This is a genomic window from Microbacterium sp. ARD31 (assembly GCF_031844425.1).
The window spans coordinates 72,819-92,709 of record NZ_JAUZVE010000017.1; the positions used below are offsets into that span (position 1 = coordinate 72,819).

Below are 19,891 nucleotides of genomic sequence, written 5' to 3' on the forward strand. Positions count from 1 at the left end.
CGTGACCCAGACCAGCCCTGCCCAGCACGACGCCCGCACCGACTGGGAGAACCGGATCGGCCAGCGGACCGACCCCACCTTCGGTGGCGACGCGCCGCGGCTCGAACCGCCGCCCCGGATCCGCGCCGAGGCCGGAGGACAGCAGGTCACCGTGACCTGGGACGAGGTGCCGGGGGCCGTCGGCTACCAGGTCTACGCCGCCGACGAGCCCTACGGCGACTACCAGCCGCTCGACCACGCCGGCCGCGACGTGCTCGCGGTGCCGCACCCGCCGTACGCCGACACGACGGGCACGCCGGAGCGTGAGCGGTGGTACCGCGTCGCGACCCTCACGGACGTGCACGTGCAGGGCGAGCTGTCCGGCCCGGTGTCCGCCGCGCCGCTGCCGGCCGCGTCGGCACCGGTCGTGGTCGCGGTCGACGCCGCTCGCCCGACCGGCGAGCTGCCCCGTCCGTGGCGGCCGATGATCGGCAGCGAGCACCTGTCCTACGCGCTCTCCACCGACACCGTCGGCGGGCGCGTCATCGGCGAGGAGCTATCCGCGGCGCTCTCCGCCGCGCGCCGCGAGCTCGGCGTCACCCACGTGCGGGCGCACGCGATCCTCAACGACGACAACGGCGTCTACCGCGAGGTCGACGGCGAGCCGGTGCACGACTTCTCCGGGGTCGACCGGGTCTACGACCACCTGCGCAGCCTCGACCTCTACCCGGTCGTCGAGCTCTCCTTCATGCCGCACGACCTCGCCTCCGACCCGTCCACGACGGTCTTCGAGTACGCCGCCATCGTCTCGCCGCCCAAGGACTGGCAGCGCTGGCACGACCTGGTCCGCGACCTCACCCAGCACCTCGCGGACCGCTACGGGCTGGAGGACCTCGTCGAGCACTGGTCCTTCGAGGTGTGGAACGAGGCCAACCTCGAGGTCTTCTGGTCCGGCACCCCCGCGGAGTACCTCAAGCTGTACGACGTCACCGCCGCGGCCGTGAAGTCCGTGGACCCACGGCTGCGGGTCGGCGGGCCGTCGTCCGCGGCGTCGGGGTGGGTCGAGGAGCTCCTCACCCACGCCGACGAGTCGGGCGCACCGGTCGACTTCCTCACCACCCACACCTACGGCTCGCCGCCGCTCGACTTCCGTCCGGCACTGGAGCGGCACGGCCGCGACGGGGTGCCGATCTGGTGGACCGAGTGGGGCGTCACGCCCACCCACTTCCACGAGGTCAGCGACGCCGTCTTCGCCGGCACCTTCCTGCTCCGCGGGATGGCCTCGGCGATGCGCGAGCGCCGCATCGAGGCGCTGTCCTACTGGGTCGTCTCCGACCACTTCGAGGAGCTCGGCCGGCCGCCGGAGCTGCTCCACGGCGGCTTCGGCCTCCGCACCGTCGGCGAGCTGCGCAAGCCCCGGTGGTGGGCGCTCGCCCTGCTGGAGAGCCTCGGCGAGCAGCAGCTCTCCGTGGAGCTGTCGGGCGACGGGGCGGACTCGCTCGTCGAGGCGCTCGCGGCGACCGAGGACGGCGGCGAGGTGACCGTCCTGACCTGGAACCTCACCCTCGACCAGACCAAGGCGTCGGGCGCCCCCGGGCTGGCCCGCCACGTCCGGGTCGAGGTGCACGGCCTCGCCCCGGAGGCGTCGTACACCCTGCGGCACGAGCGGGTCGACGACCAGCACTCCGACATCGCCGCGGTCTGGGGCCGGATCAAGGCCGACGACCAGGCCTGGCCGACCGAGGAGCAGTGGGCCACGCTGCGCGAGGCCGACCGGCTCGACGTGCTCGAGCCCGACATGGAGGTCACGGCCGACGCCGACGGCACCGTGGTGGTGGAGTACGACCTGCCGATGCCCGCGATGTCGCTGCTGACCCTGAGCCCCCTCGCCGGTTGAGGTGTGGAGCGAGGCCTCCCTTCCGGTGGTTGAGGTGCGAGCGGAGCGAGCCTCGAAACCACGCCCCCGCGAGATCGCGCCTCAGTCGATGACGTCGACGTGGACGTGGTCGCGGTGCTCGAGGATCCTGCGGTCACCGCGCGAGGACGACGGCACCCGGTAGTCGGTCCAGCCGTCGTCCGAGCGCGATCCGGCGTGCCAGATCCGGTCGTCGAAGATGATCGTCTTGATGTCGAGGCGGTCGGCGTTGGCGACCAGCCAGGTCGCCATCGCCCACCCGCGCTGCTTGTTCTCCGCGTTGATCGGCCGGAAGAAGACGTCGATCGCGCGGCCCTCGTAGTGCGCCGACCCCTCCATGTGGCCGCTCGAGATCCCGCCGGGCTCGAACCCGCCGAGCGACAGCGTGCCGAAGACCTCCTCCAGCTCCTGCCGTACGACGCTCGCGCGGGGCACCAGCCCGCTCGCGTCGAGCTCGTCGGTCGCCTCGTCGGCATCGCCGGGGACGTCGCACCACATCCCGCGCGGCGAGTTGCCGGTGAGGGCCGAGGCGAGGGCGCGGCCGTCCTCCTCGTGGTCGGCGTACGCGTCGGGGTAGGCCGAGCGCTGCACCGCCTGGGCAGCGTCGGTGATCTCCATCTCGCGGTAGCCGTCCACCTTGGCGAGGGCGTCGTAGAAGGCGTGGGTCGCGTAGACCGGGTCCGTCAGCTGCTTCACCGAGCCCCACCCCTGGGACGGTCGCTGCTGGAAGAGGCCGACGGAGTCGCGGTCGCCGTAGTCGATGTTGTAGAGCTTCGACTCCTGGAAGGCGGTCGCGAGCGCGATGCTGGCGGCCCGTGCGGGCATGCCGCGCTCGATGGAGATCGCGGTGATCAGCGCAGCGTTCTCCGCCTGCTCGAGGTCGATCTCCACGGTGTGGCCGTCGACCTCGGCCGTGCAGCCGCTGGTGTCGAGCAGGCTGGGCACGCCGCCCCGGTCCACGAGCACGTACCCGGCCGCCACCGCGCCCAGGACCGCCACCACGCCGACGGTGGCCGCACGCAACGACGGCACGCTCCCTCCCGCGCTAGTTGGCGTGGAGGGCGGCGTTGAGGGCGATGCCGTCGCCCTTCCACGCCACGGCCTCGACGGCACCGCTCACCGAGTTGCGGCGGAACAGCACGTTGTCGGCCCCCGACAGCGTCGCGGCCTTGACCACCTGCGGCTTGCCGTCCAGGTCCTTGACGGTGACCTTGGTGCCGGCGGTGACGTAGCAGCCGGCCTCGACCACGCAGTCGTCGCCGAGGGAGATGCCGATGCCCGCGTTGGCGCCGATCAGGCAGCGCTCGCCGACGGAGATGACCTCCTTGCCGCCACCGGACAGGGTGCCCATGATCGAGGACCCGCCCCCGACGTCGGAGCCGTCGCCCACGACGACCCCGGCGGAGATGCGGCCCTCGACCATCGAGGTGCCGAGCGTGCCGGCGTTGAAGTTCACGAAGCCCTCGTGCATGACGGTGGTGCCCTCGGCGAGGTGGGCGCCCAGGCGGACGCGGTCGGCGTCGGCGATGCGGACGCCCGTGGGGAGGACGTAGTCGGTCATCCGCGGGAACTTGTCGACGCCGAAGACCTGCACGACGTGCCCGGGCACGACGGTGCGCAGCTTCGCGCGGACCTGCTCGAAGCCCTCGACCGCGCACGGGCCCGCGGAGGTCCACACGACGTTGGAGAGCAGGCCGAAGATGCCGTCGAGGTTCACGCCGTGGGGCTTCACCAGGCGGTGGGAGAGCAGGTGCAGGCGCAGCCAGACGTCCTCGGTGCTCGTCGGAGCGGAGGCCAGGTCGGCGATCTCCACCAGGCGTACGACGCGGGTGACGCCGCGCAGCTCGTCCTCACCGCCGTCGAGGTAGGCGAGCTCCTCGGAGGGGTCGCCCTCGGTCGCCCCGAGGACGGGGGAGGGGAACCACGCGTCGAGGACGGTGTCGCCGTGGAGGGTCAGCAGGCCGTAGCCGGAGGCAGCAGTCACCCGACAAGCGTACGGAGGCGCTCCACCCGGGCCGGGGAGGGGCTACTGGCCGGCGCGACCGTCGATGCACTCGCGGACCAGGTCGGCGTGGCCGCAGTGGCGGGCGTACTCCTCGACCATGTGCACCACGATGTCGCGCACCTCCGTGGGCTCGCCGTGCACGTCGACGACGGCGTCGAGCTCGGTGCGGTCGAGGACCTCCCGGGCGTAGGCGATCTCGTCCTGCCACAGCGCGTGCGACTCGCGGACGAGGTCGTCGTCGGTCTCGGGGAAGTTGAAACCGGCGTCCTCCGACTCGTCCGCGAACAGCCGCGGGATGTCCATCCGGGCCTCGATGACGCGGCGGAACCAGCTCTGCTCGACGCGCGCCATGTGGCGCACGAGCCCGAGCAGCGAGATGTTGGATGGCGGCACCGCCTTCGTCGCCAGCTGCTCGGCGCTGAGCCCGTCGCACTTCAGCGCGAGGGTCTGCCGGTAGTGCTCGAGGTAGCCGACGAGGCACTCGCGCTCGCCGCGCGTCGGTCCCATCTGCATCCTCGGGTCCTGGTCGCTGGGGAGCCACATGCCGTCGTACCCGGGGTTCGCCATGGGCCAAGCCAACCGCACGCCGGCGTGGTTCGCGAGCACATAACCTGCGGGCATGACCGTCGGCGAGCTCCTCGTGCTGTTCGGCCCGCCTGCTGTCGGCAAGATGACCGTCGGGCGTGCGGTGTGCGCGGCCTCGGACTTCCGGATGTTCCACAACCACCACACGATCGAGCCGCTCCACGAGGTCTTCGGCCAGCAGAGCCCGGCCTTCCGCACCCTCAACGGGGAGTTCCGCCGCCGGGTGATCGAGGAGGCGGCTGCCCACGGCGTACGCCTGGTGTTCACCACCGTGTGGAACCTCGCCGGCGAGCGTGACGGCGAGTACGTCCGCGGCCTCGTCGCGCCGTACGTCGACCGCGGCCTGCCGGTGCGCTTCGTCGAGCTGTACGCCGACCTCGACACCCGGCTGGCCCGCAACGACGGCCCGGACCGGCTGGCCGCCAAGCCGTCCAAGCGCGACCTCGCCCACTCCGTCGCCCACATCCGCGAGCGGGAGGCGACCTTCACCATGAACACCGTGCCGGACACCCCGCTCCCCGGCGACCGGGTGCTCGCGGACTTCCCCCACCTCCGGCTCGACACCACCGACCTCTCCCCGGCCGAGGCCGCCGCCCGCATCCTCGGCAACTGATTGGCGCGCCCCCGAGCGGGCGCCGTACGATCGGGGCAGGCGCTTGAGCCGTCATCAGCGGCGAGCCTCGGGAAGAACAGGTGCGGCGAGCCGGCCGCCACCCCAGTAGAACCCGACGGGTACGGCCCGACACAGCCGCAACGAAGCGGTCCGTCCGAGCAGGACGGGCAAGCGAGGTGGTACCGCGGCAGACGTCGTCCTCGTGTCACACCGACCGAGACGTACGACGCACCGAGAGGAGCACCCCAGATGGCCTACCCCAAGGTCTCGCACACCGGCGCCACGACCGTGGCCAGCAGCCCGCGCTTCCCCGACATCGAGGAGGCGGTGCTGGCGTACTGGGAGTCCGACGACACGTTCCGCGCGAGCGTCGAGCAGCGTGACGCCGGCGACGACGGGGGCAACGAGTTCGTCTTCTACGACGGCCCGCCGTTCGCCAACGGCCTGCCGCACTACGGCCACCTGCTCACCGGCTACGTCAAGGACCTCATCCCGCGCTACCAGACGATGCGCGGGCGCCGGGTCGAGCGCCGCTTCGGCTGGGACACCCACGGCCTGCCGGCCGAGCTCGAGGCGATGCGCCTCAACGGCATCAAGACCACCGACGAGATCGTCGAGCTCGGCATCGAGAAGTTCAACGAGGCCTGCCGCCAGTCGGTGCTGAAGTACACCGGCGAGTGGCGCGACTACGTCACCCGCCAGGCGCGCTGGGTCGACTTCGACAACGACTACCGCACCATGAACCCCGAGTTCATGGAGTCGGTCATCTGGGCCTTCAAGCAGCTGCACGAGAAGGGCCTGGTCTACGAGGGCTTTCGCGTGCTGCCCTACTGCTGGCAGGACGAGACGCCGCTGTCCAACCACGAGCTGCGGATGGACGACGACGTCTACCAGATGCGCCAGGACCCGGCCGTCACCGTCGGCTACTCCGTCACCACGCCCGGCGACTTCGAGGGCGTCAAGGTCCTCGTCTGGACGACGACCCCGTGGACCCTGCCCTCCAACCTCGCCGTCATGGTCGGCGAGGACATCGACTACGTCGTCGTCGACGTGGACGGCACCCGCTACCTCATCGCCGAGGCCCGCCTGGCGTCGTACGCCCGCGAGCTGGGCGACGACCCGCAGGTCACCTGGCGGGGCAAGGGCGCCGACCTCGTGGGGCTCGAGTACGCCCCGCCGTTCTCCTACTACGCCGGTCACGCCAAGGCCTTCCGCCTGGTGCCGGCGGAGTTCGTCACCACCACGGACGGCACCGGGCTGGTGCACACCGCCGGCGCCTTCGGTGAGGACGACAAGGTCGTCACCGACCGCGAGGGCATCGAGGCCGTCATGCCGGTCGGCAAGGACGGGCGCTTCACCTTCCCCGTCGTCGACTACGAGGGCATGCAGGTCTTCGACGCCAACCTCCAGGTCATCGACCACCTCAAGGCCGCGACCTCGGGGTCGGGGGAGACCGGTTCCGTCACGCCCGGCACCGTGCTGCTGCGCCGCGAGACCTACGACCACTCCTACCCCCACTGCTGGCGCTGCCGGCAGCCGCTGATCTACAAGGGCGTCTCGTCGTGGTTCGTCGAGGTCACCAAGGTCAAGGAGCGCCTGATGGCGCTCAACCAGGACATCCGCTGGGTGCCCGACCACATCAAGGACGGCCAGTTCGGCAAGTGGCTGGAGAACGCCCGCGACTGGTCGATCACCCGCAACCGCTTCTGGGGCTCCCCGGTGCCGGTGTGGAAGTCCGACGACGAGCACTACCCCCGCGTCGACGTCTACGGCTCCTTCGAGGAGATTGAGCGCGACTTCGGCCGGCTGCCGCGCGGCAAGGACGGCAACCCCGACCTGCACCGGCCGTTCGTCGACGAGCTCACCCGCCCCAACCCCGACGACCCGACCGGGAAGTCCACGATGCGGCGCGTGACCGACGTCCTGGACGTGTGGTTCGACTCCGGGTCGATGAGCTTCGCCCAGGTGCACTACCCGTTCGAGAACAAGGACTGGTTCGAGCACCACTTCCCGGGCGACTTCATCGTCGAGTACATCGGCCAGACCCGCGGCTGGTTCTACACGATGCACGTCCTCGCGGGCGCGATCTTCGACCGCCCGGCGTTCTCGACCTGCCTGAGCCACGGCATCGTGCTCGGCAACGACGGCCAGAAGATGTCGAAGTCGCTGCGCAACTACCCCGACGTGCGCGAGGTCTTCGACCGCGACGGCGCCGACGCGATGCGCTGGTTCCTCATGTCGAGCCCGATCCTGCGCGGCGGCAACCTCATCGTCACCGAGCAGGGCATCCGCGACTCGGTCCGGCAGGTGCTGATCCCGCTGTGGAACAGCTGGTCCTTCTTCAGCCTGTACGCCAACGCGGCCGGAGACGGCTACGACGCGAGGTGGCGCACCGACAGCGCCCACCCCATGGACCGCTACATCCTGGCCAAGCTGCGCGACCACGTCGCCGCGATGACCGACCAGCTCGACAACTACGAGGTCGCGGCGGCGTGCGACTCCACGCGCGGCTTCCTCGACGTGCTCACCAACTGGTACATCCGTCGCTCGCGCGACCGCTTCTGGGACGAGGACGCCGACGCCTTCGACACCCTCTACACCGTGCTCGAGGTGGTCTGCCGGCTGACCGCGCCGCTGATGCCGCTGACGACCGAGGAGGTCTGGCGGGGGCTGACCGGCGAGCGGTCGGTGCACCTCACCGACTGGCCGTCCGTCAACGACCTGCCCGCTGACGACGCCCTCGCTGCGTCGATGGACACCGTCCGCGACGTCTGCTCGGCCGGCTCGGCGCTGCGCAAAGCCGCCAACCTCCGCAACCGCCTGCCCCTGCAGTCGCTGACCGTCGTGGTGCCCGACGCCTCGTCGCTCGCCGGCTTCGAGCAGCTGGTGGCCGACGAGCTGAACCTCAAGCAGGTCGGCCTGCTCGACCTCGACACCCCGGAGGCGGCGTCGTACGGCGTGGAGCAGCGGCTCACCGTCAACGCCCGCGCCGCCGGACCGCGGCTCGGCAAGGACGTCCAGCTCGCCATCAAGGGCTCGAAGACCGGCGACTGGTCGGTGGCCGAGGACGGCACCGTGACCGCGGGCGGCCTGGAGCTGGTGGAGGGGGAGTACGCCCTCGACACCGTCGCCGGCGACTCGTCGGGAGGCACCGCGACCGGCGTGCTCCCGCGCGGCGGGTTCGTCGTGCTCGACACCGACGTCACCCCCGAGCTCGAGGCCGAGGGCACCGCCCGCGACCTGGTCCGCGCGGTCCAGCAGGCCCGCAAGGACGCCGGCCTGGCCGTGTCCGACCGGATCGCGCTGACGCTCTCCGGGCCGGCGGCGACGCTCGAGGCGGCGCGCACCCACGAGGCGCTTCTCGCCGAGGAGACCCTCGCGACCAGCGTGTCGTACGCCGACGCCGCGGAGGTCGCCGTCGAGGTGGCGCGCGCATGACGCTCGCCACCTGGCAGGACCTGTGCGTGGACGCACGCGAACCGCGCCGGATGGCCGACTTCTGGGCGGCGGTCATCGGGCTCGCGCCCCGCGACGGCGAGCCCCCGGTCGCGCTCGACGGGCCGACGGACGGCCACCGGGTGTGGGTCAACCCCGTCGAGCACCCACGGACGGCGAAGAGCCGGGTGCACCTGGACGTCTACGCCCGTGCGATCGCCGACCTCGAGGCCCTGGGCGCGACCGTGGTGCTGCCCGCGGAGGAGAGCGGGTTCGGCTGGACGGTCATGCGCGACCCCGAGGGCGGCGAGCTCTGTGCGTTCGTCCGCGAGGAGCCGCCGGCGTACCGCCTGCACGGGGTCGTGGTCGACTGCGCCGACCCGGCGGCGACCGCCTCCTGGTGGGGTGACGTCTTCGGCGTGCCGGTGACGACCCACGAGGGGCACGACTGGCACACGCTCGAGCGGGTCACGCCCGACGAGGTGCTGACGCTGGACTTCGTGCCGGTGCCGGAGCCGAAGGTCGGCCCGAACCCCGTCCACTGGGACGTGCAGGGCGAGGTCGAGGCGCTGCTCGATGCCGGCGCGACGCGCCTGTGGGACACCGGGCGGTGGACGGTGCTCGCCGATCCCGAGGGCAACGAGTTCTGCGTGTTCCCGCCGACGGGCCGCTGACCGGGGCTGGTTGAATCGTGGCCATGGCCCACCTCGACCTGTCCGCCGACGTCGCCACCTTGACCCAGCAGCTCGTCGACATCGAGTCGGTGTCCCACCACGAGCAGGAGATCGCCGACGCGGTGGAGGAGGCGCTGCGGGCGCTGCCCCACCTCACCGTCACCCGGCGCGGCCACACCGTCGTCGCGCGCACCGACCTCGGCCGGCCCGAGCGCGTCGTCATCGCCGGACACCTCGACACGGTGCCGCTCAACGACAACCTGCCGTCGCGGCGCGAGGACGGGATCCTCCACGGTCTCGGCACGTGCGACATGAAGGGCGGCGACGCGGTGATGCTCAAGCTCGCCGCCGACCTGCCCGAGCCCAACCGCGACCTCACCTTCATCTTCTACGAGGCCGAGGAGGTCGACTCGGTCCACAACGGGTTGCGCAAGCTCACCGAGAGCGACCCCGACCTGCTGGAGGCCGACTTCGCGATCCTCATGGAGCCCAGCAACGCCGCGATCGAGGCGGGCTGCCAGGGCACCATGCGCGTCGACGTACGCACCACCGGCGAGCGCTCCCACAGCGCCCGCAGCTGGAAGGGCGTCAACGCGATCCACCTCGCCGGCCCGGTGCTGGCGCGGCTCAACGACTACGTCGCCCGGCAGCCCGAGATCGACGGCCTGACCTACCACGAGGGCCTCAACGCCACCGGCATCCGCGGCGGCGTCGCCGGCAACGTGATCCCCGACGAGTGCGTCGTCGAGGTGAACTTCCGCTTCGCCCCCGACCGCAGCGAGGCCGACGCCGAGGCGTTCGTCCGCGACTTCTTCGAGGGGTACGACGTCACGGTGACCGACATGGCCGCCGGCGCCCTTCCCGGGCTCGACCGTCCCGCGGCGAAGGCGTTCGTCGACGCCGTCGGCGGCGAGGCGGCCCCCAAGTTCGGCTGGACCGACGTCGCGCAGTTCACGAAGCTCGGCGTCCCGGCCGTGAACTACGGGCCCGGCGACCCGATGTTCGCCCACAAGCAGGACGAGCACGTCCCGCTCGAGCACGTCGAGCGCTGCGAGCGCACCCTGAAGGAGTGGCTGGCATGAGCACCCCGCACGGTGACCGCATGAAGGGTCCGGTCGTCGAGCGCCGTGGGCAGGTCACCGAGGGCAGCACCACCGACCAGCGGCTGCTCGACTCGCGTGGCCCGACCGACTGGGTGCACACCGACCCGTGGCGGGTGCTGCGGATCCAGGCCGAGTTCGTCGAGGGCTTCGGTGCGCTCGCCGAGCTCGGGCCGGCGATCGGCGTGTTCGGGTCCGCGCGCACCCGGGCCGACCACCCGCACTACGCGATGGCCGAGGAGGTCGGCCGCCGGCTCGCGGAGGCCGGCTTCGCGGTGATCACCGGTGGTGGCCCCGGCGCCATGGAGGCCGCCAACAAGGGCGCCTGCGAGGCCGGCGGGGTGAGCGTCGGGCTCGGCATCGAGCTGCCCTTCGAGGCCGGGCTCAACCAGTGGGTCGACAAGGGCATCAACTTCCGCTACTTCTTCGCCCGCAAGACCATGTTCGTCAAGTACGCGCAGGGCTTCGTCGTGCTGCCCGGCGGTCTCGGCACCTTCGACGAGCTCTTCGAGGCGCTCACGCTGGTCCAGACGCGGAAGGTGACCTCGTTCCCCATCGTGCTGCTCGGGTCGGCGTACTGGAAGGGGCTCATCGACTGGATGCGCGACACCGTGCTGGCCGAGGGCAAGATCAACCCGGCGGACCTCGACATGATGGTCGTCACCGACGACGTCGAGGAGGCGGTGGCGCTCATGGTCGCCGCGCGCGAGGACCGGTGGCCGACGCCGTCGCCCGAGCGGCCCGAGTGAGGGGGATCGGCCGATGATGTGGCTCTTCGCCGTCCTGGTGGTGCTGGTGATGGGCGGGGTCGCGGTGGTGGCCTCCGGCCGCGGCGGGTCGATGGCGCCGGCGTACGACGACCGGCCCGACCTCGCGCTGCCCGACGACCGGCCGATCGACGCGCAGGTCCTGCGCACCGTGCGGTTCCCGCTCGCGGTGCGCGGCTACCGGATGTCCGACGTGGACGCCCTCCTGGCGCGCCTGGCAACCGAGCTCGAGGACCGCGAGCAGGACCGGCGGCAGGACCGCGAGCAGGGCACGGACCCCGGCCTCGACGGGTCTGGACCTGCGCAGGGCTCGTCTGGCGACCCCGGACACTCCTAGGGCAGGATGCCTCGAATGTCGTTCCCGATCGTCGTGTGGATCCTCACGGCCCTCGCGGCCGTGGTGGTCGTGCTGACCCGTCTCCGCCTCAGCGGCGAGGAGGCGGCCGGACGGTTCTCCATCAGCCGTCGGATCTCCCTCGCCCACTTCGGCGCGGGCCTCGTCGCCCTCGTGCTGTGGCTCGGGGTGCTCGTGGCGCCGGAGGACTCCTTCCTCGGCGGACCCCTCGTCGGGATCGTCGCGATCGCCGCCTGGTGGATCACCGCCGCCTGCGGCCTGCTGATCCTCGCGCGCTGGCTCCCGGCGAAGGGACGCCACGTGCCGGAGGCCTCCGGCGACGGGTGGAGCGACGGCCCGGGGCTCTCGCTGCTCGCGCACCTCGGCATGGTGGTCGGCGTGCTCGTGTTCACCTACGCCTACCTCACCGCGGCCGTGTGATGCGGCGCCTGGTCCTGGCCCTCGGCCTGCTCGCGGCCGGCCTGTCGGTCCCGGTGACGACCTCTCCGGTCGGCGCCGCCGAGGCGGACGCCCCGCACCGCCCGGCGGTCGTGGAGGTGCGCACGATCGGCCACTCCGTGCGCGGGCGCCCGATCCGCGCCTGGCGCCTGGGCGAGCCCGGCAAGCGCCCGATGGTGCTGGTCTCGACCATGCACGGCAACGAGCCGCACACCCGCCGGATCCTGGAGACGCTGCGCGACGGCCGGGCGATCCGCGGCGTCGACCTGTGGGTGATCCCGACGTACAACCCCGACGGGCTCGCGCGAGGCACCCGGCGCAACGCCCGCGGCGTCGACCTCAACCGCAACTTCCCGCACAGGTGGGCCGACCTCGACGGCAGCTACGAGTCCGGCCCGCGGCCCGCCAGCGAGCCCGAGACCCGGGCGGTGATGGCGTTCCTGAGGGAGATCGACCCGCGCCGGGTGCTGAGCTTCCACCAGCCGCTCGTCGGCGTCGACACCGACACCAAGGACGCCGGCTTCGCCCGCCGCGTGGCCCGCGCCCTCCGGCTGCCGCGCAAGACGCTGAACTGCGGAGGGCTGTGCCACGGCACCATGACGATGTGGTTCAACCACCACTTCGCCGGCTCGGCGCTCACCGTCGAGTACGGCGCGCGCCCGCCGCGCCATCGCATGGTCGTGCAGGCGCCGCGGCAGGTCCTCGGCGTGCTGGGCGCCCACCGCACCCGCCGCGGCTGATCCCCGGCGCCTGCGGGGTCAGCGCCCTCGGAAGACCGGCTTCTCCTTGGCCACGAAGGCGTCCACGGCAGCCAGGTGGTCCTCGGTGCCGCCGGTGAGCGCCATCTTCTCGGCCTCGAAGGCCAGCGACTCCTCGAGCGGGTGCGCGGCGGAGTGCGCGACCGCTTGGCGGATCGACCCGAAGGCGACCGTCGGCCCGGCGGCGAGGCGGGTGGTGAGCTCGCCCACCGCGGCGGCCAGCTCCTCCTGCGGCACCACCTGGGTCGCCAGCCCGAGCTCGAGGGCCTCCTGCGCGGAGACGGTGCGCGGGAAGTAGAGCAGCTCCATCGCCTTCGCGCGGCCGACGAGGCGGGGCAGGGTCCAGCTCGAGCCGGTGTCGCACGACAGCGCGACGCCCGCGAAGGACGTGTTGTAGCCGGCGGTGTCGACCAGGATGCGGAAGTCCGCGGCGAACGCCAGGCTCGCGCCGGCGCCCGCGGCCACACCGTTGACGGCGGCGACGACGGGCTTCGGCATGGTCGCCAGCGCCAGCACGATCGGGTTGTAGTGCTTCTCCACCGTGTCCGACAGCGGGATGTCGGCGTCGCCCTTGAGCCCGGCCAGGTGCTCCTTGAGATCCTGGCCGACGCAGAACGCGCGTCCGTTGCCGGTCAGCACGACGCACCGCACCTCGGGGTCCTCGGCCACACGTCGTACGGTCTCGAGCAGCAGGTCCTTGGTGGCCACGTCGAGGCCGTTCATCGCCTCGGGACGGTTGAGCGTGATCGTGGCGACGGAGTCGACGACCGAGAGCAGGACCGGAGCGGTCTCGTCGGTGGTGGCGTCGGTGGTCGCGTCGGCGGTCGGGGGAGCAGTCATGGGGGCAGTCTGCCGGACGTCCGGCCCCCGTCCGTGCGCCCTGTGGTGCCGATCACGTGCCTCATGGGGGATACTGGGACCGTACGACGCCGATCGGGGCGGCCAGGAACGACTCAGCCGCCTCGATTCGCATGTGAAGAGCCACCATCGTCACCAGATGGCTGAACAGGAAGAGGTGCGCCGATGGCCGCCATGAAGCCCCGCACGGGCGACGGACCCCTCGAGGTCACCAAGGAGGGTCGCGGCATCGTGATGCGCGTCCCGCTCGAGGGCGGTGGCCGACTCGTGGTCGAGCTGAACGCCGAGGAGGCCACGTCGCTCGGTGACGCCCTCAAGGACGTCGTCGGCTGATCGTGGCCACGTCTGCGCAGCTGCCCACGCAGGTCTCTCCACCCGAGTTCGCACTCAGCCCGGCCCTGCCGCACCAGATCGGCGGGGCCGAGGTCTGGGCCTTCCCGGTCCTTCCGGACCCGGACGGACTCGTCCTCGGCCCCGGCGCCGACGAGGCCTCCGAGGTCCTCGGCCTGGACCTCCTCGCAGCGCTCGACGCCGCGCGCGCCACCGGCCGCGCCGGTGAGGTCACCACCGTCCCGGTGGCCGGTCCTGCCGAAGCCGCGAGCCTGGTGCTCCTCGTCGGGGTGGGCGACGGCACGGTCACCGACTTCCGGCGTGCCGGTGCCGCCCTGGCCCGCGCCACCAAGGACCGGGCCAGCGTGGTCACGACGCTCGCCGCGATCGCCCCCGACGAGGGCCTCGCCGCCTTCGTCGTCGGCGCGATGCTCGGCTCCTTCTCCTTCCACTGGCGGTCGACGGGCCCGCAGGAGCGTCCCGTGGCGCGCATCGTGCTCGCCGACGTCAGCGACGACGGCGCCGACGACGAGCTCGCCCGCGCGATCGCCCTCGGCGGTGCCGGCTGGCGCTCGCGCGCCCTGGCCACCGTCCCGGCGAACCTCAAGACGCCGGCCTGGCTCGCCGACCAGGCCGTCGAGGTCGGCGAGGCTGCCGGCCTCACCGTGCAGGTCTGGGACGAGGAGCAGCTGCGCGCCGAGGGCTTCGGCGGCGTGCTGGCCGTCGGCGGCGCCTCGGCCAACCCGCCCCGCCTGATCCGGATGGACTACACCCCGCGCGGCGCGACGAAGAAGATGCCGACGGTGGTCCTCGTCGGCAAGGGCATCACCTTCGACACCGGCGGCCTCGACATCAAGCCCAGCGAGTCCATGCTGACCATGAAGCGCGACATGAGCGGCGGAGCCGCCGTGATCGCCGCGATGGCGGCGCTGCGCGACGTCGACTGCCCGGTGCGCGTGGTCGGGCTGGTGCCCGCCGCGGAGAACGCCATCAGCGGCTCGGCCATGCGCCCGGGCGACGTGATCACCCACTGGGGCGGTCGCACGTCCGAGGTCAACAACACCGACGCCGAGGGTCGCCTCGTCCTCGCCGACGCGATGGCGTACGCCGTCTCGGAGCTGAAGCCGGCCGTCCTGCTCGACATCGCCACCCTCACCGGCGCGATGAAGGTCTCGCTGGGCCAGTGGACCGGCGGCTACTTCGCCAACCACGAGGGCCTCGCCGCCCAGGTCGAGACCGCTGCCCGGGAGTCCGGCGAGAACGTCTGGCGGATGCCGCTGGTCAAGGACTACGAGGAGAAGGTGACCTCGAAGATCGCCGACGGCGACAACGCCGCGGGCGGTGCGGGGGCCATCACCGCCGCGCTGTTCCTCCAGCACTTCGCCGGCGACGTGCCGTGGGCCCACATCGACTTCGCCTCGGCCGCGGAGTCACCGGCCGACCGGCACGAGTGGACGGCCGGCCCGAGCGGCTACGGCCCGCGCCTGCTGCTCAGCTGGCTCGGCTCCGACGACCCCCTGGACGGGATCGCCTGATGCTCGGCCTCACGGTCCGCTGGTCCCTCGCCGACGCCGCCGACGGCGTCGAGGACCGGCTGGCCACCTACGTCGCCGAGACCTCGCACGCCCGCTTCACCGGGATGACCGGGCTCCGCTTCAAGACCTGGCGGATGGTCCGCGGCGAGTGGTTCGAGGGCTGCTACGTCTTCGCCACCGACGAGGCGCGCGCGGAGTTCCAGCGCACGTTCACCGAGACCGCCGACGACTCGCCAGGCTCGCAGATCATCGGCTCGCCGCCGATCCTCGTCGAGGCCTGCGACATCGTCGCCGTCGCCGAGGGCTGGGACGGCTTCGCGGCTTCGCCGCGCGCCTGACGTCGTACCCGCCGGGTGCCGCACGTGCGGCGGTCGTGGCCGCCCGACGGGCCGCGCCGGGGCAAGTTGCGCCGCACGTGCGGCGGATGTGGTCGCCGGACGCTTGCTCTCAGGGCCAGAACCGCCACACGTGTTGGCGACACCGCCCTCGGATGTCCAGGTCGAGGACAACATCCCGGACACGTGTGGTCCGGGCAGTATCCGCCGCACGTGCGGCGGATGTGGCCGCCGGACGGGCCGACTGGTGGCCGGATCCGCCTCACTTGCGACCGATCGCGGGCGCGGTGGCTGAGCACGGCCTCATCCACCTCGGTGGTTGAGGTGCGAGCGCAGCGAGCCTCGAAACCACGCTCCCTCACGTGGTCGGGCAGCGCGCAGCCAGCATCACCCCTCCTCGGGGGCCCACTCCTTCTTGGCGGCCAGCAGGCCGTCGCCGACGGGGAGGAGGACCGGGACGAGCGCCTCGTGCTCGAGGACGGCCCGGCCGAGGTCGCGGATGGTGACGGTCTCCTCGTCGCGTTGGGCGGGGTCGGCGACCCGGTCGTGCCAGAGCGCGTTGTCGAACGCGACGATCCCGCCGGGCCGGAGCAGGCGCAGCGCCTCCTTGAGGTACGCCGCGTACTCGCGCTTGTCGCCGTCGCAGAACACCAGGTCGTAGTGGCCGTCGGTGAGGCGGGGGAGCACGTCGAGACCCGCGCCGGCGATCGTGCGGGCGCGGTTGCCGGGGATGCCGGCCTCGGTGAAGGTCTCCTTGGCGAGGCGCTGGTGCTCGGCCTCGATGTCGACCGTGGTGAGCACGCCGTCGGCGCGCATCCCTCGCAGCAGCCAGAGGCCCGAGACGCCGGTGCCGGTGCCGATCTCGACGACCGCACGGGCGTCGAGGACCGAAGCGAGGAACCGGAGCGCCGCGCCGGTGCCGGAGCCGATCGGCGACACACCGACCTCCTCGGCGCGGCTGCGGGCCGCGGCCAGGACCTCGTCCTCGGCCACGAAGTCCTCGGCGTAGGTCCAGCTCGCGGTCTTGATCGGGGCAGTGTGGGGCACGAGCGGACTCTATCGCGCGGGGACTGCCGTCCGTGGCCGGGAACACACGGGCCCCGTCGGTCGTTGGACCGCTCGTCGGACGCCGAGGGCCTCCCCGGAAGTTCTTGGTCGTCGCGCATGAGGTTCACAGGGAACTCTCAGGCGCGATCCCTAGCGTCAGGAAGGACAGCGAACCGTTGCAGCTGCGGTCGAGGAAGACGACGAGCCAGGGGGCACCCGTGGGTGACCAGGTCGAGACCACCCAGGGGGCCGGCCCCGAGCAGGGCGCGGTCGCGGGTGGCGTGCCGAGCTGGGACGAGGTCGTCGAGCAGCACTCCGACCGGGTCTTCCGCCTCGCCTACCGCCTCACCGGCAACCGTCCCGACGCCGAGGACCTCACCCAGGAGGTCTTCGTCCGGGTGTTCCGCTCGCTCGACACCTACACGCCCGGCACCTTCGAGGGCTGGCTGCACCGCATCACCACGAACCTCTTCCTCGACGGTGCGCGGCGCAAGCAGCGGATCCGTTTCGACCCGCTCTCCGACGAGCGGGCCGCCCGGCTGACCAGCCCGGTCGCCGGTCCCGAGCTCGCGCTGGCCGACCAGACCTTCGACGACGACATCGAGACCGCGCTCGCCACGCTGCCCCCCGACTTCCGTGCCGCCGTCGTGCTGTGCGACGTCGAGGGCCTCAGCTACGAGGAGATCGCGGAGATCATGGACGCCAAGCTCGGCACCGTGCGCTCGCGCATCCACCGCGGCCGCACCATGCTCCGCAAGGCGCTCGCGCACCGTGAGCCCGCTGCCGGCCGACAGCGCTACTCCGGTCCGACCGCGGCCAGCCCGCGTGGGTCGGTGTCGTGATGTCGCACCTCGGCTCCCGCGTCAGCGCCCTCCTCGACGGCCGGCTGGCCCCCGAGGAGGAGGAGCGCTGCTGGGTCCACGTGCAGTCCTGCCATGCCTGCCGTGACCTCGTCGAGCAGGAGGGCCGGGTCAAGACCCAGCTCGCCCGGCTCTCGATGGGTGGCTCGACATGCTCGCGCGACCTCAAGTCATCCCTCCTCGGCAGCTGCTCGACCCTCGCCCCGCAGCCGTTCCCGACGTCCGGACCGCGCTCGCGTCGCGGCCTGGTGGCGATCGGCGGCGGCGCCGCCAGCGCCTGCGTCGTCGGGGTGCTCGCCCTCGGCGTGGCCGGCGCTCCCCGGATCGAGCCCCGCCCGCCGGCGACCGACCTCAGCCGCCCCGCCGGCCCCGTCGCGCCGGCGACCACCACGGACGACCGGTCCGCCCGCACCCCGGTCTCACCCTCCCGGACGCCCCTGGCCGAGCGCTTGGTCGCGATCCGGGAGAAGATTGCTCCGTGAGCGATGACGACAGGCCCGTAGCGCAGGGACCCGACGAGCCGACGCAACCCCTCGCGGGCTGGCGTCCGCAGGAGCCCCGCACCGCCCAGCCGGACGGCCAGGCCTACGGCGAGGAGCGCGCGGAGTCACCCGCACCCGAGCCCGACCGCGCGCCCCCGTCCGAGCCCTCCGCCGAGTCCTCCGTCGAATTCTCCGCCGAGCCCTCCGCCGACGACCACCTGGTCGCGGGCCCGCCGCCTGCCAGCGCCCCTCAGCAGGGTCCGCAGCCGACACCCCAGCCGGGCGCCCAGCCGCCTCGCCAGCCGGCTCCCCCCACCGTGCCGATGGCGCCCCACCCCGGCCCGCCCGCAGGTCCGGCGTACTACGGTCCGGGTCCCTACCCGCGCCCCGACTACGCCCGGCCGGCCCCGGCCCGCAAGCTGCCGCTGTGGTCCTGGCTCGCCGTGGCCGCGGTCGCCCTCGTCGTGGGCGTCCTCGGCGGCCTCGCCGGCGCAGCCCTGCAGGACGAGCTCGCGTCCTCGGGGGGCATCGTCGACGACGGCCTCGACGGCGTGCGGACCCAGAGCGCGGCGCCGCTCGACGCCGACAACGGGTCCGTGCCCGCCGTCGCCCAGGCCCTGCTGCCCAGCACCGTCCAGATCGTCGCCGAGTACGACGGCGAGTCGGGCGGCGCGACCGGCTCGGGCTTCGTGCTCGACCGCGACGGTCACATCGTCACGAACAACCACGTGGTCGCCTCGGCCGCCGAGGAGGAGGGCCCGATCGTGGTCATCGACCACGCCGGCGACCGCCACGACGCGACCATCGTGGGCCGCAGCTCGGTCTACGACCTCGCGGTGCTGCAGGTCGAGGACGCCCGAGGGCTCGAGCCCGCGGCGCTCGGCGCCTCCCAGGTCCTGCACGTCGGCGACCCGGTCGTGGCGTTCGGCGCCCCGCTGGGCCTGAGCCAGACGGTCACCTCAGGCATCGTCAGCGCGCTCAACCGGCCCGTGACCACGGGCGACTCCGCCGACGACTCCTCCTACATCAACGCCGTGCAGACCGACGCCGCGATCAACCCGGGCAACTCCGGCGGACCGCTGGTCAACCTCGCCGGTGAGGTGGTCGGGGTGAACTCCGCCATCGCCACGACGGGCGGGGCGACGACCGAGTCCGGCAACATCGGCGTGGGCTTCGCGATCCCGATCGAGCAGGTCCGCACGACCGTCGACCAGATCCTGCGCACCGGCAGGGCCGAGTACCCCGTCATCGGTGCGCAGGTGCGCACCGGCGGCGAGCAGGAGTCGCAGGGCGCGACGATCACGGAGGTCATGCCGGACACCCCGGCGGAGCGGGCGGGGTTGAGGAAGGACGACGTGATCACCCGGGTGGGCAACCAGCCCGTCAACGACGGCATCGCCCTCATCGTGGCGATCCGGACGCACCGGCCCGGCGAGACCGTCGAGATGTCGGTGGTGCGCGGTGGCGAGGAGCAGGTCGTCGAGGTCGAGCTCGACGGCAAGGTGGGGTAGCGCCGCACGACGCCGACCGGTCCGGCTAGGGGGTGGAGGACTCGCCGTCGACGGGCGCTGCCTCGGAGTCCACGAACGGGTGCTCGGCGACGAAGGACCGGGTCTCGGCGTACATCCGCTGGATGAAGTCCTCGAGCTGCGACCGCTCGACCCGCCACTGCCCGCGGCCGCCGATCTTGATCGCGGGCAGCTCGCCACGACGGACCAGCGCGTAGACCTGCGCGCTGGAGGTGTTGAGGACCTCCGCCACGTCGGCGAGCGTGAGGAAGCGTGGGTCGTCGGGCATGGGGTCATCGTGCCACCTGCCCG

At 72.5% G+C, this 19,891-nt stretch carries 21 protein-coding genes; 15 read left to right on the plus strand and 6 right to left on the minus strand.

What is annotated here, in order from left to right; translation table 11 throughout:
- Position 1: 1 nt before the first annotated feature.
- On the plus strand, positions 2 to 1,876 hold the full coding sequence (locus tag Q9S36_RS29105) for a GH39 family glycosyl hydrolase (protein WP_311288318.1): 1,875 nt from the start codon (positions 2 to 4) through the stop codon (positions 1,874 to 1,876).
- 81 nt (positions 1,877 to 1,957) lie between these two features.
- Here Q9S36_RS29105 and Q9S36_RS29110 read toward each other — a convergent pair whose 3' ends face one another.
- Genes Q9S36_RS29110 through Q9S36_RS29120 form a run of 3 tightly spaced genes read right to left on the minus strand, consistent with a single transcriptional unit; the run spans position 1,958 to position 4,466 of the window.
- Complete coding sequence (locus Q9S36_RS29110; protein ID WP_396653862.1) at positions 1,958 to 2,926, minus strand: hypothetical protein; 969 nt, start codon at positions 2,924 to 2,926, stop codon at positions 1,958 to 1,960.
- A gap of 13 nt (positions 2,927 to 2,939) precedes the next feature.
- Positions 2,940 to 3,878, minus strand: a complete 939-nt coding sequence (dapD, locus tag Q9S36_RS29115) for a 2,3,4,5-tetrahydropyridine-2,6-dicarboxylate N-succinyltransferase (protein ID WP_311288320.1) — start codon at positions 3,876 to 3,878, stop codon at positions 2,940 to 2,942.
- Between the two features lie 42 nt (positions 3,879 to 3,920).
- Positions 3,921 to 4,466, minus strand: coding sequence for a DinB family protein (locus Q9S36_RS29120; protein ID WP_311288321.1), 546 nt, complete (start codon positions 4,464 to 4,466; stop codon positions 3,921 to 3,923).
- Between the two features lie 52 nt (positions 4,467 to 4,518).
- Here Q9S36_RS29120 and Q9S36_RS29125 point away from each other — a divergent pair, with 52 nt between their 5' ends.
- From Q9S36_RS29125 to Q9S36_RS29160, 8 genes are all read left to right on the plus strand, one after another.
- Positions 4,519 to 5,097 (plus strand): hypothetical protein, encoded by a 579-nt coding sequence (locus tag Q9S36_RS29125; protein ID WP_311288322.1) that lies wholly within the window; start codon positions 4,519 to 4,521, stop codon positions 5,095 to 5,097.
- Between the two features lie 249 nt (positions 5,098 to 5,346).
- On the plus strand, positions 5,347 to 8,535 hold the full coding sequence (gene ileS, locus Q9S36_RS29130; RefSeq protein ID WP_311288323.1) for an isoleucine--tRNA ligase: 3,189 nt from the start codon (positions 5,347 to 5,349) through the stop codon (positions 8,533 to 8,535).
- Entirely contained in the window at positions 8,532 to 9,206 is a 675-nt protein-coding gene (locus Q9S36_RS29135; protein WP_311288324.1) for a VOC family protein, read from the plus strand. The genes ileS and Q9S36_RS29135 overlap by 4 nt, the downstream gene beginning before the upstream one ends.
- A 23-nt stretch (positions 9,207 to 9,229) precedes the next feature.
- On the plus strand, positions 9,230 to 10,288 hold the full coding sequence (gene dapE, locus Q9S36_RS29140; protein ID WP_311288325.1) for a succinyl-diaminopimelate desuccinylase: 1,059 nt from the start codon (positions 9,230 to 9,232) through the stop codon (positions 10,286 to 10,288).
- Entirely contained in the window at positions 10,285 to 11,055 is a 771-nt protein-coding gene (locus tag Q9S36_RS29145) for a TIGR00730 family Rossman fold protein (RefSeq protein ID WP_311288326.1), read from the plus strand. Before dapE ends, Q9S36_RS29145 begins: the two co-directional genes overlap by 4 nt.
- 13 nt (positions 11,056 to 11,068) lie before the next feature.
- A complete protein-coding gene (locus Q9S36_RS29150) occupies positions 11,069 to 11,410 on the plus strand; it encodes a DivIVA domain-containing protein (protein WP_311288327.1) in 342 nt (113 codons plus the stop codon).
- Between the two features lie 15 nt (positions 11,411 to 11,425).
- Entirely contained in the window at positions 11,426 to 11,848 is a 423-nt protein-coding gene (locus tag Q9S36_RS29155; RefSeq protein WP_311288328.1) for a hypothetical protein, read from the plus strand.
- A complete protein-coding gene (locus tag Q9S36_RS29160) occupies positions 11,848 to 12,606 on the plus strand; it encodes a M14 family zinc carboxypeptidase (protein ID WP_311288398.1) in 759 nt (252 codons plus the stop codon). The genes Q9S36_RS29155 and Q9S36_RS29160 overlap by 1 nt, the downstream gene beginning before the upstream one ends.
- Positions 12,607 to 12,624: 18 nt before the next feature.
- Here the strand turns inward: Q9S36_RS29160 and Q9S36_RS29165 are convergent, their stop codons facing one another.
- A complete protein-coding gene (locus Q9S36_RS29165) occupies positions 12,625 to 13,464 on the minus strand; it encodes an enoyl-CoA hydratase-related protein (RefSeq protein WP_311288329.1) in 840 nt (279 codons plus the stop codon).
- Positions 13,465 to 13,647: 183 nt separating this feature from the next.
- Between Q9S36_RS29165 and Q9S36_RS29170 the strand changes: the two genes are divergently transcribed.
- The 3 genes from Q9S36_RS29170 to Q9S36_RS29180 are packed head-to-tail and all read left to right on the plus strand — an operon-like array spanning position 13,648 to position 15,685.
- Positions 13,648 to 13,815: a DUF3117 domain-containing protein gene (locus tag Q9S36_RS29170; protein WP_179617972.1), complete on the plus strand. Its 168-nt coding sequence runs from the start codon at positions 13,648 to 13,650 to the stop codon at positions 13,813 to 13,815.
- A 2-nt stretch (positions 13,816 to 13,817) separates the two neighbouring features.
- Complete coding sequence (locus Q9S36_RS29175) at positions 13,818 to 15,347, plus strand: leucyl aminopeptidase family protein (protein ID WP_311288330.1); 1,530 nt, start codon at positions 13,818 to 13,820, stop codon at positions 15,345 to 15,347.
- Entirely contained in the window at positions 15,347 to 15,685 is a 339-nt protein-coding gene (locus tag Q9S36_RS29180) for a hypothetical protein (RefSeq protein ID WP_311288331.1), read from the plus strand. Before Q9S36_RS29175 ends, Q9S36_RS29180 begins: the two co-directional genes overlap by 1 nt.
- Positions 15,686 to 16,069: 384 nt before the next feature.
- Here Q9S36_RS29180 and Q9S36_RS29185 read toward each other — a convergent pair whose 3' ends face one another.
- Positions 16,070 to 16,729, minus strand: coding sequence for an O-methyltransferase (locus Q9S36_RS29185; RefSeq protein ID WP_311288332.1), 660 nt, complete (start codon positions 16,727 to 16,729; stop codon positions 16,070 to 16,072).
- A 218-nt stretch (positions 16,730 to 16,947) separates the two neighbouring features.
- Here Q9S36_RS29185 and sigE point away from each other — a divergent pair, with 218 nt between their 5' ends.
- Genes sigE through Q9S36_RS29200 form a run of 3 tightly spaced genes read left to right on the plus strand, consistent with a single transcriptional unit; the run spans position 16,948 to position 19,582 of the window.
- Positions 16,948 to 17,571 carry an RNA polymerase sigma factor SigE gene (gene sigE / locus Q9S36_RS29190; protein ID WP_311288333.1) on the plus strand — a complete coding sequence of 208 codons (624 nt, stop codon included), beginning with the start codon at positions 16,948 to 16,950 and terminating at the stop codon, positions 17,569 to 17,571.
- On the plus strand, positions 17,568 to 18,071 hold the full coding sequence (locus Q9S36_RS29195; RefSeq protein WP_311288334.1) for a zf-HC2 domain-containing protein: 504 nt from the start codon (positions 17,568 to 17,570) through the stop codon (positions 18,069 to 18,071). Before sigE ends, Q9S36_RS29195 begins: the two co-directional genes overlap by 4 nt.
- The gene (locus Q9S36_RS29200; RefSeq protein WP_311288335.1) at positions 18,068 to 19,582 is read left to right on the plus strand and encodes a trypsin-like peptidase domain-containing protein; all 1,515 of its coding nucleotides are present in this window, start codon (positions 18,068 to 18,070) and stop codon (positions 19,580 to 19,582) included. The genes Q9S36_RS29195 and Q9S36_RS29200 overlap by 4 nt, the downstream gene beginning before the upstream one ends.
- Before the next feature lie 25 nt (positions 19,583 to 19,607).
- On the opposite strand, the gene Q9S36_RS29205 is transcribed toward Q9S36_RS29200, so the two are convergent.
- Positions 19,608 to 19,868 (minus strand): helix-turn-helix domain-containing protein, encoded by a 261-nt coding sequence (locus Q9S36_RS29205; RefSeq protein ID WP_311288336.1) that lies wholly within the window; start codon positions 19,866 to 19,868, stop codon positions 19,608 to 19,610.
- Between the last annotated feature and the right edge of the window lie 23 nt (positions 19,869 to 19,891).

Excerpts from the sequence above, each read along its gene's own strand:
- Q9S36_RS29120 (WP_311288321.1), bottom strand. The coding sequence starts at position 4,466 with ATGGCGAACCCCGGGTACGACGGCATGTGGCTCCCCAGCGACCAGGAC.
- Q9S36_RS29125 (WP_311288322.1), top strand. The coding sequence starts at position 4,519 with ATGACCGTCGGCGAGCTCCTCGTGCTGTTCGGCCCGCCTGCTGTCGGC.
- ileS (WP_311288323.1), top strand. The coding sequence starts at position 5,347 with ATGGCCTACCCCAAGGTCTCGCACACCGGCGCCACGACCGTGGCCAGC.
- Q9S36_RS29135 (WP_311288324.1), top strand. The coding sequence starts at position 8,532 with ATGACGCTCGCCACCTGGCAGGACCTGTGCGTGGACGCACGCGAACCG.
- dapE (WP_311288325.1), top strand. The coding sequence starts at position 9,230 with ATGGCCCACCTCGACCTGTCCGCCGACGTCGCCACCTTGACCCAGCAG.
- Q9S36_RS29145 (WP_311288326.1), top strand. The coding sequence starts at position 10,285 with ATGAGCACCCCGCACGGTGACCGCATGAAGGGTCCGGTCGTCGAGCGC.
- Q9S36_RS29150 (WP_311288327.1), top strand. The coding sequence starts at position 11,069 with ATGATGTGGCTCTTCGCCGTCCTGGTGGTGCTGGTGATGGGCGGGGTC.
- Q9S36_RS29155 (WP_311288328.1), top strand. The coding sequence starts at position 11,426 with ATGTCGTTCCCGATCGTCGTGTGGATCCTCACGGCCCTCGCGGCCGTG.
- Q9S36_RS29160 (WP_311288398.1), top strand. The coding sequence starts at position 11,848 with ATGCGGCGCCTGGTCCTGGCCCTCGGCCTGCTCGCGGCCGGCCTGTCG.
- Q9S36_RS29165 (WP_311288329.1), bottom strand. The coding sequence starts at position 13,464 with ATGACTGCTCCCCCGACCGCCGACGCGACCACCGACGCCACCACCGAC.
- Q9S36_RS29170 (WP_179617972.1), top strand. The coding sequence starts at position 13,648 with ATGGCCGCCATGAAGCCCCGCACGGGCGACGGACCCCTCGAGGTCACC.
- Q9S36_RS29180 (WP_311288331.1), top strand. The coding sequence starts at position 15,347 with ATGCTCGGCCTCACGGTCCGCTGGTCCCTCGCCGACGCCGCCGACGGC.
- Q9S36_RS29205 (WP_311288336.1), bottom strand. The coding sequence starts at position 19,868 with ATGCCCGACGACCCACGCTTCCTCACGCTCGCCGACGTGGCGGAGGTC.